The organism is Aequorivita capsosiphonis DSM 23843, assembly GCF_000429125.1.
Classification (GTDB): domain Bacteria; phylum Bacteroidota; class Bacteroidia; order Flavobacteriales; family Flavobacteriaceae; genus Aequorivita; species Aequorivita capsosiphonis.
Genome location: NZ_AUBG01000006.1, coordinates 102,395 through 114,248, shown reverse-complemented (window position 1 = coordinate 114,248; position 11,854 = coordinate 102,395). Strand labels below are relative to the sequence as shown.

Here is an 11,854-nt window from a genome sequence, read left to right as displayed (position 1 = left end):
AAATTACTCAGAAAGACTGAATTTGTATATAATTTTGCCAATCTGTTTTGCAGGAGCTTTATCGTCCGCATTAAATTTTGTTGCCATGGCGGCACGTCTTGCAGGGTCAGTAAGACATCTGGCGTTATTTGTGGTACCACGCACTCCTGGTGTCGCATTAATCACTTTACCATTTCGGTCTACTTCAATACTCACCACAACAATTCCCGCTTCGTTGCATTCTTGCACAAACTTTTCTTTATTTAGTGCTTTTCTACCACCGAGCAAATAATTACCATCGCCATCTAAACCTTGACCTGTGCCATAATAGCTGCTGGCATTTGGATCACCATCAGGACTTCCTTTATCTCCAGGTTTTTTATCGTCGCCTTCACCCCCTTTTGCAGTACCATCGCTTTTTGGGCCATTCAGAATACTCGAAAGTGCATCTGTTGTTGTTTTATCGGGCTTAGGATCTGGCTTTTTTACTTCTTTTTTAGGTTCTTTTTTTACAGGTGTTTCCTTTTGCTCCTTTTTAGGCTTCTCCTTTTTTATTACAGGTGCTTCTTCATTATCTTGAGTTACCACCTCTTCCTTAATCTCAGCTTTGGGCTGTGAAACGGGTTCAGGAGTTGCTTCTTTTGGTGCAGATTGTATTTTTTCTGTAGGCTGAATAGTACCACTACCAGTCTCCGTAGTGCCAAAATTGACTGCAATTCCTTGCTCAATTGGTGGATCGAGATACTTCATACCCACATAAAACAAGAGAATTAGAATGACCAAATGCACGATTACCGTGATGATCATACTCTTGCGCTCATGTTCTGTGTTTAAAAATTTCATACTTCGACTTCGCTCCGTAAACGAGATTTAAATTCAAAATTCTGGATAGTTGATTCTCAATGGAAATTATTTTCCCAATTGATTTTAGAAAAAAATTAAAAGATTTCATTAAGAAAGCAAACTGCCTACCGCAACTGGTAACTGCTACTTAATTTGGTCTAACGGCAAGAACTACTTTATATTTATTCCTATTTGCGATATCCATAACAAAAACAGCGTCTTCAATTGGAACTCCTTCTTCGGCACGTAATATTATCGTAGGCTCTTCTTGCCCAACGAGCACCTTTTTAAGTTCTTTTTCAATGCTGTATTCACTAACTCTTTCCTTATCTACATAATATGCCCCATCTTTTGTTATACTAACAGAGGCTTTCTGTACGTTAGAAGTTTTTCCTTTTGCCTTCGGAAGTATCAAATCTAATGCGTCTGGTGTAATAGCAGGTGAAGTAAGCAGAAAAAACACCAATAACAGAAACACAATATCCGTCATAGAGCTCATGCTGAATTCAGCGCTAACTTTATTTCTTCCTCGTAAATTCATTAAGTAGGCTCGTTTAACATGTCAAGGAAATCTACAGCCGTGGCTTCCATTTGATGCACCACTTTATCGGTTCTTACCACGAGGTGATTATAGCCCATATAGGCAATAATACCTACTATTAATCCCGCAACCGTAGTGGTCATTGCGGTATAGATACCTTCGGCAAGGGTTCCCATTTCAGCTTGACCGCTGCTGGTAGCGAGTTGGTGAAATGCCAAGACCATCCCAATTACGGTTCCCAAGAAACCAATCATAGGTGCTGCCCCGGCGATTGTTGCCAAAACACTAACATTTTTTTCCAATTTGTAAACTTCAAGCTTGCCTGCATTTTCAATTGCAGTATTTATATCTTCCAGCGGGCTTCCAATTCTTGAAATTCCCTTTTCAGTTAAATGCGAAACGGGCGTATTACTCTGCGCGCATAATACTTTTGCTGCTTGAATATTACCTGAAGCTACATTATCCTTAATCTGTTTCATAAAATTGCCGTCCAGATGGGAAGCTGCCTTTATAGCAAAAAGCCGCTCAAAATAGATATAAACTGCAACAAATAAAAGCACAAAAAGCACTCCGATAATAATTTGGCCTGCCACGCCTCCATTTAAAAGAAGGTCCATAATAGACAGGGTTTTTTCTTCGGCAATAGGTTCAAGATCTTGTGCTACTTCAGCACCTTCTTGAATAAAGAAGTTTAGCATAAAAATTGTTTTGTTTTAGTGGATAACGTGAATAGGTTTCAGAAATTGTTAGGCATGGTGAAATAGTACCCTCTCAAATAAAAGAAACACTCCAGCCCCTGCAATAAAGCCAATAAAGGCGAGCCAGGTGATTTTTTTAAGATACCAGATAAAGTCAATTCGCTCCATTCCCATAGCAGCAACGCCAGCAGCAGAACCAATAATAAGCATACTTCCACCCGTTCCAGCAGAGTAAGCTATAAAGTGCCAAAGCACGGAATCCATTGGCAGATCATACATCCCCATGGAAGCCGCAACCAAAGGCACGTTATCTATAATTGCAGATAACACCCCCAGTAATAGAATTACAACATCTTGGTTGGGAATTGCATTTTGAAGTAGTTCCGCAACATAACGAAGCGTTCCCACTTGTTCTCCGTCAATAACTCCGTAAACCAAGGACTCAAGCCCTGCAACGGCCATCAAAATTCCGAGGAAAAAGAGAATACTGGAAATCTCAATACGTGATAATGCTTTATGTGCAGAATATAAATGCCTTCTTTCTTTGCTAAAATCTTCCTCTGGATGTATATATTCAGAAACTAACCAAACCACACCCAAGGCCAGCATCATTCCCATATAGGGTGGCAAATGGGTCAAGGTTTTAAAAATTGGCACAGAAACTATCATTCCCAGACCCAAAAAGAGCATCGTTTTACTGCTTAAAAGAGCGCCTTCAGTATTCTCCTCATTAGTATCTACTTCAATTTTGCCTTTAAACGGAGGTAAATAACTAGCAATTAAAAATGGAACTACAAAACATACAATAGAAGGCAGAACAACGAATTCAATCAATCCTGCTGCACTTAATTTCTTAGCAATCCAAAGCATTGTGGTCGTTACATCTCCAATAGGAGACCAAGCACCACCCGCGTTTGCGGCAATCACAACCATGGCTGCATACCAAATTCGATCTTCTCTTTTATAGATGAGTTTTCTCAAAAGAGTAATCAATACTATAGTTGCGGTAAGGTTATCTATAATTGCAGAAAGACAAAAGGCAAGTATCCCAATTATCCATAAAAGTTTTCGTTTACTCTTGGTTTTAACGGCACTTTTCAATACTTCAAAACCTCGATGAAGGTCAATTATCTCAACAATGGTCATCGCTCCTATCAGGAATATCAATATTTCGGAGGTTTTCCCTAAATGATGCAGGAGGGTTCCTTCAAAACCTTCCATGGCAGCCTCTCCTCCAGAAAGAAAGTTAAAAGCATGTTCTTCAGTATTGATTATATCAAACCATCCACTTGTAAAACCAATGGCCAGAACAGCCCAAATTAAAGAAGCCATGATAAGCGCTGGCACAGTTTTATCCAATTTTAGAGGATGTTCCAGGGTGATGGATAAATATCCAATTACGAAAATTAAAATAACTATTGATGCCATACTCGAGGTTGGTTATTATGGTTTATAACAATTGCTTCAGGGCAATTTCGAAAGCGGTCTTACTTATATTTATTTTAGAACTATTATTATTATATGTATTTTGAATAGCGTTTTTGATGGTCATTGAAACATCATTAAAAATCGCTTCATCGGTCATTTGCACTTTGCGTTCCATGAAATAAGCAAAAACTCTCGCCATACCACAATTACTTATAAAGTCTGGAATTAAACTAATGCGTTCATCGGTATATTCCATAATAGACCCAAAGAAAATTTCTTTATCGGCAAAAGGCACATTTGCGCCACAACTTATCACTTCAAGTCCGTGATCTATCATTTCGGAAATCTGGTCTTGCGTAACCAATCTTGATGCGGCACAGGGAGCGAAGATCTCCATATCCAATTTCCAGATTTCTTTATTGATCTCTTCAAAAGAAATCATATTATCAGCCACCAATGTATTCCCATCTTTATTTAGAAAGAGTTGTTTAATTTCCTCAAAGGAAAAACCATCCTTATTGATGATACCGCCATCGCGGTCAATAATCCCCACGATCTTAGCGCCCATCTGCGAAAGATAATAAGCTGCTGCAGAACCTACGTTTCCAAATCCTTGGACTACCGCGCGTTTTCCTTTAACACTTCCACCGTAAATATCGTAATAGTGTTTCACAGCCTCTGCAACTCCAAAACCAGTAACCATGTCTGCCACTCTATAACTTCTAGTTATATCTGGACAATATTGAGGGCTTTCCAAAATCTTTATAACTCCATGGCGCAACTGACCAATTCTGTTAATTTTATCTGCTTCCGTTGGGATAAAGTGTCCATTAAAAACACCTTCTTGCGGATGCCAGATACCAACCTGCTCGGTGAAAGGAATCACTTCGTGAATTTCGTCCACATTCATATCGCCACCTGTACCATAATAACCTTTAAGCAAAGGGGCAACCGCTTTAAACCATCTTTCCAAAACCCCATTTTTACGAGGATCGGATGGATCAAAATTAATTCCAGATTTAGCACCGCCAATGGCAGGTCCGGAAACTGAAAATTTCACCTCCATGGTCTTTGCCAAAGAAAGCACTTCATTCATATCAAGTCCTTTTCGCATTCTAGTACCACCACCAGCTGCACCACCACGAAGGGAGTTGATTACGGTCCAACCTTCGGCATCTGTTTCAGGATCATTCCAATGGAAAACTATTTCAGGCTCTTTTTCTTCGTACTTTTTAAGCAGTTCTTTCATTAATATCTGGAGAATTAAAATTTTCTTTGGCTAATGCCGAGGTGTTTTATACTGTCCTTTGTCAAAGCTTCGGATAATAATCATCTTTTTTCGCTAAAGCTCTAAAAAACTAAGGCAAATATAGAAAACTTGTTTAGGGTTTATATTTATTTTGAATAAAAAATTATGGGAGCTATATTTCACGAAGTTTTGTTTCCAATTTATCAAGAGAAATATTCTTCTTTACAATTTTACCCTTGGGATCAATTAATAAATTACTCGGTACTGAAAATATTCCATATTCATTTTCTACATCATCATTTAAAGCACCTCCATCAATTACATTTACCCAGATTAAACTATCAGTTTTAATAGCATTTATCCATTTTTCTTTATCATCATCTATTGAAACGCCTAAAACTCTAAAACCTTCTTCTTTATATTTAGTTGCAATTTGTTTTAATTCTGGAAACAGCTCTCGGCAAGGTTTACACCAAGAAGCCCAAAAGTCTATTAATAAATATGTTCCCCTAAAATCTTTGGTATTTACAATAGAATCCAATTGATTTGGCAACTCAAAATCTTTAATAGCATCACCCACATTTAGGAATCTTTCAGGAAAGATAATACGTTCCAGTCTTCTATTATCTCGCGCGTCCCTATTTTTAATGTCGAGTTTTTCATATAAATCTTTTAATTGTTGTGGTTTTAAAATCGTATCAAAAGTAGATTCCTTCAATATACTCTCTGCATAATCACTATTAGGATTCTTTGTAAAAATATCTGATAGCTTGGAATAGAACATTTCATTCCAATTCGACTTCATAGAATTTTGATCTTTGAACTTTTCAAAATCATAAAAAAGTTTCGAGGTTTTTGTCCCAATAACCGTATCAATTGAAACATGATTTAATTCATATTTTTGAATCTTTCTTTTTTCGAATGATACATTTACAATCATCTCGGTATTTTCAATATAAAAATTTCGGTCGTTTGCGGAGAATCCTTCAGCATAAAGAAATGCGGAAGTTGGCCGATTGACTTTCCCCTGAAAATGAAATTTCTTATCCTTAATCAAGCAGCTGTCTATGATTTTGTCATATTCCAAAAATAAATATCCAGAATAATTCCCTTTAATTTCCCCATTCAATAGGAAGCTCTTGTCTTTTACCTGACAACTTAGTAAAGAAATGATTAAATAGAAACTATAAAATATTATGTTTTTCATTTACTATATCTCAAAGTGAAAATATTTTCCCAGAAGAATGATCTGCTGAAGCGCCAGTTACACTAGCCAAGCAATTCACCTCATCACGTAGTTTTAAAACCCCTAGGAGTCCAAAAATTAAAGCTTCCTTGTATTCTACAATATTTGAAGTAGGAATAACCACCTCAATCGATGTCAGGTTTTTCAACCTTTCAATCAAATAAGAATTATACACACCTCCACCTGTTATCAAAACCAAAGAATTTGCCGAAAACTGCTTGGAAAGTTGTACTGCAATATGCTCTGTAAAGGTTCTTAAAACATCTTCGGAAGAAATATCGAAACCATCCAATAGTGGATAAACAGCCCGCTTAACCCATTCCAGCCCTAGAGATTTGGGAGGTTTTTCTGCATAAAAAGAAAGTGCATTTAATTGATTTAGTAGTGGTGTATTGATGTTTCCGGAAGCTGCCAATTTCCCACCTTCATCAAAATCTTTCCCCAGTCTTTCTGAATATTCGTTTAAAACGATATTTGCGGGACAGATATCGAAAGCGATTCGTTCGCCATTTTTTTCAAAGGAACAATTTGCAAAACCACCTAAGTTTAAACAATAGTCGTATTCCGGAAAAAGTAGCTTATCACCAATGGGGACCAAAGGCGCACCCTGTCCGCCAAGCGCTACATCTTGCGTTCGAAAATCGCAAATAACAGTTCGGCCAAGAATTTTCGAGATGCGTGGCAAATTCCCTATTTGATAGGTAAAGCCTTTTTCGGGTTGATGCAGAATAGTATGGCCATGACTACAGATAGCATCAATCTCCTGAATATTATGTTCTCTTATAAATTTCAAAATTTCTTCCGAAAGCTTTTCGGTGTATTTAAAATCGAGCCGTTCCAATTTTCCCTCGGAATAATTTATACCATCTCGTAATTTATCTTTCCAATAGGAAGAATACGGAACAGTTTCAGCTGCCTGAATTTCAAAACTCCATTTCTCATCAGTATAATTAAAAACTATTTCCGCCAAATCGATTCCGTCCAACGAAGTGCCACTCATTACGCCAATAATATGATATGTTTCTTTTTTCAAATTTTCAATTCTGTTTGAAATTTAAAGATACCAAGGATGAAGTTAAAAACTCCAAATTACAAGACCCAAATTTTAAATAAATTCCAAATTACAAGCTCCAAATTCCAAACCTGCCGGTAGGCAAGTAAACCTCAAACAAAAAATTTGTCCTTTTTGGGTTTTGGAATTTGGCACTTCTTTGTTTTTTGGAATTTGCTTTTTATCAGTATCTTTGCCTTTTCCTATAAAAACACAATTTTTACTTATAAAAAGCCTATGGATTTCAGTCTATCCGAAGAACAGTTAATGATTCGCGACGCCGCTCGCGATTTTGCACGTACCGAATTACTTCCGGGCGTTATAGAACGTGATAATCTTCAAAAATTCCCTACCGAACAAGTCAAGAAAATGGGCGAGCTCGGTTTCTTGGGAATGATGGTTGACCCAAAATACGGTGGTGGTGGAATGGACACGATGAGCTACGTTTTAGTGATGGAGGAATTGAGTAAGGTTGATGCTTCGTGCTCTGTGATTGTTTCAGTTAACAACTCTTTGGTGTGTTATGGCCTTGAAAAATATGGAAATGAAGATCAAAAACAGAAGTATCTAACAAAACTAGCCACTGGCGAAAAATTGGGTGCATTTTGTTTGAGCGAACCCGAAGCTGGTAGTGATGCAACTTCACAAAAAACTACTGCAACTGAAGACGGCGATCACTACATTTTAAACGGTACGAAAAACTGGATTACCAACGGAGGCTCTGCAGATTATTATTTGGTAATCGCGCAAACACATAAAGAAAAGAAACACAAAGGCATCAACGCTTTTATTGTTGAAAAAGGCTGGAAAGGTTTTGAAATTGGTCCAAAAGAAGATAAATTAGGAATCCGCGGAAGCGACACACATTCCTTGATATTTAATGACGTAAGAGTTCCAAAGGAAAACAGAATTGGCGAAGATGGTTTTGGATTTAAATTTGCTATGAAAACTCTTTCTGGCGGTCGTATTGGTATCGCTGCACAAGCATTGGGAATTGCCGCTGGCGCTTATGACTTAGCTCGCGAATATTCTAAAGTGCGAAAAGCTTTCGGAACAGAAATTTGCAACCATCAAGCTATTGCTTTCAAATTGGCCGACATGCACACTTCAATTACCGCTGCGCGTCATTTGGTTATGAAAGCAGCTTGGGACAAAGACAACGGCAACGACTATGATATGAGTGGTGCGATGGCGAAATTATTTGCCTCGCAAACTGCAATGGATGTGTCGATTGAAGCAGTGCAGGTTCACGGCGGAAATGGCTACGTAAAAGAATATCACGTAGAGCGTCTGATGCGCGATGCAAAAATTACCCAGATTTACGAAGGAACTTCAGAAATACAGAAAATCGTAATTTCTAGAGGACTTTTGAGAGACTAGTTTCGGTACAATTTTCATTTGCCTTTGGGCAAATGAAAATCACTCAACTACCTTTAATTCATATTTTTATTTAAAATTTGGTTTCGGTACAATTTTCATTCGCTTTTTAGCGAATGAAAATCACTCAACTACCTTAGATTAGGCTAAAAATTTTTAATCTTGTCTTTGTAGAATTCGAATCACTCTATAAAATTGCTGGATTGATCTTTTCAATTTAAACTATCATAAATCCCAACAAACCCTTGAATCTTTCGAGGGTTTTTTTATGCGAATTATTAACCAAATAAAAGTTCTGAAGCATAGAGTCAACGCTTGCTTTTAAGCAAATTTTAGCAAGTTTAGTCTAAGTATTAACGCTTATTTGAGATTAGGTTCCTTTGGTTCTTAGTTTCTTTGGACAAACAAAAAACCTCAATATGAAAAAGAAATTTTTATTTTTACCCGTAGTTTTAATTACAATTTTATTTAGCTCTTGTAGCAGCGATGATGATGTAATTGATCGTTTAAGAACGCTTAATGACATTCCAGCTAATGCAGATTTGAGCATTGATTATTTACCTATCAACATATTTGAAATTCCTGTAGAAAAAAGCTTAGACTTGCGCCAATTAATTGAAGATGAGCTGGGAACTGATGAAGTTTTAAATCAAGTAAAAGAGATTGAATTGGACGATATGGTAATAGACTTAGTAAGCGCAGACGATCAAGATAATTTTGATTTTCTCGACTCAGTTACTCTAGGAATTAAAACTGACGATTTACCTTATAAAGAAGTTGCTACTATAGATAACGTACCTACGGAAGTTACGAACCTAGACTTAAACACGATTGATGATTTATATATAGATGAATATGCTAAATCTGAAACTTTAAAATTGGTGATTAAATTTAAAAGTACTCAAGACGCGGTCAATTTAAACATTAAATTGAAAATGAAGTTTGATGCTAAACTAGATCCATCGTTATAAATCAAATTAGAATTAACTCAAAGTCCTGCACGAAAGTGCGGGACTTTTTTTGTTTTAAAATCAACAATCATCCAAAGGAGAGTTTAAGGTAGCTGAGTGATTTCTTATTTTTTTTGTAAAACAAAAAAATAAAAAATTGTATCGAAGCTATAAAAAGAAATTCCACACCAAACCAAACCGCAAAACAGCATCTCGGTACGGATATCCGGGAGCAGCAAAATGCTCGTTTTTTCCACCAAATAGGGTCGTGATATTTTCATAGACAAAGAAAATCCGTGTCTGCCGTATCTTTGCATTTAAGAAAACATCAACTAACGGAAAACCGCCTAATTTCTGATCGTTTTGCACATAGAATTCTGCAAGCACTGGATCATAAGCATTCATATTATATTCAGTAAAGTACTTAAAAGTTACTCCGGTCTGCAAAAACAAAGCGCGCTTAAATAAATGATCCTGAAAGTAAAGCGAATTTCGGGTTATTAATTGTGGTACATTAAAAACCGATTCACCACCTAAAACCTGTTGGTACATTAGCGTATTATCTAAAGCAAAAGGTCCAAAAGTAAATTCCTTTTCAGCTTTTACTTTCAGATAATTAACCCGTTCCGAAGCTTGCATTGGGGAAGGCGTACTTTCGTCAGCCTTTATTCCAAAATAGACATAGTCATCAATTCCGGTATAACTTACAGAAGCATTTCCAAATTTTTTGGTGTTGATCTCAAACTTCAGTTCCTGTGTTTTTTCATTGGTCAATTCGGTTTTCCAGTTGTAATTTTGATAATCGCTCTGGTATAAAAGAAAGTTGAAGTTTGGCGCCACAGAATGAACAGTTATGGAAGCTTTTGCACTGTAATCATCATTCAAATCATAGGAAGCGGCACCTTGAATATAATTTCCATCAAAATCTCCAGCAACATTTATTGCTCCTTTTCCGAAGAGTTTAAAACCGCGATATTCCTTTTCATAAGCGGCTCCGGCCTCAATGATGTTTCCTTTTATTCTATTCGGAATTCTTTCTTCATCCAATTCTAAAACCGAATTATAACCATAGTTAAAATCGGTGTAACCGGCCCAAGCGGTTATTTTTCCAATTAGCGAATTATCAAAATCTGCATAAGCCTTGACGTTGAAATCTTCCAATTTAGTTTTTGTGGCCAAATTTGACGATTCGTAAGAAGGCCCATAATCTTCAAAAGGGGTTTTTTGATTATATCGAAAAAACTTGTCTTCATAACTCAATACGTTACCAATGGTCAATACAGAATATCCAGTGCTATCGCGGTTGCTGAGCAATTCATAATAATGATCCCCATAAAAACGAAGACCTTCCAATTTGTTTTCAGCATCTTCAAAATTTACATCCAGTCTTCCACGGTCGCTAAATTCAGGATCATCATTTATAAAAAGCTTTAATGAATTTTCTGTCAATCCACCGTTTTCTTGATTATAATTATCTTGGGCTGCAACGTGTACACGGGCAGTATAGCGTTTATTTTTTGTGTGGTAGTTGGAGGTGAAAAGGAAATTCCCAGTACTGGTTAAAATATGTTGATATTTTCCCAAGGAACGCACTCCTTTATACCCAAGAGAGAAATTGAATTGAGGCGAAGTATTCACCGTAAAAAAAGCATCAAGCTGTTGCCCTTGGTTATAAGCGGTCTTAAAATACAATTCCGTTAGCGGCGTGGGAACGTTATAATAATTTATATCTTCTATTTCCTTATAATTGAAATGATGTGATTGTGCAGCAAAAAGCGGCTTTAAGTTCAATTTATCAAACGAATAAGCCAATGAATTATAGGTCTGTCCAACATTGGAAAATTGGAGCAATTCAAAGTTATCCTTTCTCAGGTAATTGAATTTATACTTTTTCTGAATGGAAAGTGTCGTGTCCACAAAGGTAGTATCACGTGCTGCCGAAATAATCTTGTATAAATCAATTGGCGGTTTCTCCTTTTTTGTGGTCTCCCCTTCTGTTCTAGTGGAAGGAGTTTGTGAAAACACAGTTGCCGAGGCACAGATAAAAAGGAATAGCAAAAGTGTTTTTTTCATTCTTAGGAAAACTTTGCAGCAAAGGTATATTTTTTTTGGTTTAATCCATCGGCTGTAAAATTCCAAATCATAAGATATCAACTTTAAATAAATTCCAAACTACAAGCTCCAAAAAACAAATAAAATTCAAATGACTAGTTCTAAAATTTAAGGAATTCAGAATGGCAATGAAATTCCAAATCACAAACCAATGTACTTTTATTGTAAACATTCAACCTACTGATCCGAGCTATCGTATTTTCTCAGTAATCATCATTATGAATGACAAGGGATTCTCCTGCCATAGTTCTCTTTGAGTGTACATAAAGTGGATAAAGCAAAGTTAAATAAAAAGTTAAAACAGTTATTTCGATTTATTTCTGTAGAAATTATTCAGTATCTTTCAACTTATTCCTATCATACCAATAAAAACTAAAAAC

Annotated in this window: 10 protein-coding genes; 2 read left to right on the top strand and 8 right to left on the bottom strand. The window is 36.5% G+C overall.

The genetic code is table 11. The features are described 5' to 3' along the window. Positions 1–3 precede the first annotated feature (3 nt). From G440_RS0104985 to G440_RS0104950, 7 genes are all read right to left on the bottom strand, one after another. Positions 4–822, bottom strand: coding sequence for an energy transducer TonB (locus tag G440_RS0104985; RefSeq protein WP_026450296.1), 819 nt, complete (start codon positions 820–822; stop codon positions 4–6). A gap of 148 nt (positions 823–970) precedes the next feature. After that, a complete protein-coding gene (locus tag G440_RS0104975) occupies positions 971–1,363 on the bottom strand; it encodes an ExbD/TolR family protein (protein ID WP_026450295.1) in 393 nt (130 codons plus the stop codon). Then, positions 1,363–2,061 (bottom strand): MotA/TolQ/ExbB proton channel family protein, encoded by a 699-nt coding sequence (locus G440_RS0104970; RefSeq protein ID WP_026450294.1) that lies wholly within the window; start codon positions 2,059–2,061, stop codon positions 1,363–1,365. The genes G440_RS0104975 and G440_RS0104970 overlap by 1 nt, the downstream gene beginning before the upstream one ends. Positions 2,062–2,109: 48 nt before the next feature. After that, entirely contained in the window at positions 2,110–3,489 is a 1,380-nt protein-coding gene (nhaD, locus tag G440_RS0104965; RefSeq protein WP_026450293.1) for a sodium:proton antiporter NhaD, read from the bottom strand. 22 nt (positions 3,490–3,511) lie between these two features. Beyond that, a complete protein-coding gene (locus G440_RS0104960; protein WP_026450292.1) occupies positions 3,512–4,738 on the bottom strand; it encodes a Glu/Leu/Phe/Val dehydrogenase dimerization domain-containing protein in 1,227 nt (408 codons plus the stop codon). A gap of 172 nt (positions 4,739–4,910) precedes the next feature. Beyond that, entirely contained in the window at positions 4,911–5,945 is a 1,035-nt protein-coding gene (locus G440_RS0104955) for a TlpA disulfide reductase family protein (protein ID WP_026450291.1), read from the bottom strand. Between the two features lie 10 nt (positions 5,946–5,955). Then, positions 5,956–7,017: an anhydro-N-acetylmuramic acid kinase gene (locus G440_RS0104950; protein ID WP_026450290.1), complete on the bottom strand. Its 1,062-nt coding sequence runs from the start codon at positions 7,015–7,017 to the stop codon at positions 5,956–5,958. Between the two features lie 255 nt (positions 7,018–7,272). Between G440_RS0104950 and G440_RS0104945 the strand changes: the two genes are divergently transcribed. Further along, positions 7,273–8,415 carry an acyl-CoA dehydrogenase gene (locus G440_RS0104945; RefSeq protein WP_026450289.1) on the top strand — a complete coding sequence of 381 codons (1,143 nt, stop codon included), beginning with the start codon at positions 7,273–7,275 and terminating at the stop codon, positions 8,413–8,415. Between the two features lie 416 nt (positions 8,416–8,831). Then, complete coding sequence (locus tag G440_RS0104940) at positions 8,832–9,383, top strand: hypothetical protein (RefSeq protein WP_026450288.1); 552 nt, start codon at positions 8,832–8,834, stop codon at positions 9,381–9,383. A gap of 147 nt (positions 9,384–9,530) precedes the next feature. Here the strand turns inward: G440_RS0104940 and G440_RS0104935 are convergent, their stop codons facing one another. Next, positions 9,531–11,435: a putative porin gene (locus tag G440_RS0104935; protein WP_026450287.1), complete on the bottom strand. Its 1,905-nt coding sequence runs from the start codon at positions 11,433–11,435 to the stop codon at positions 9,531–9,533. Between the last annotated feature and the right edge of the window lie 419 nt (positions 11,436–11,854).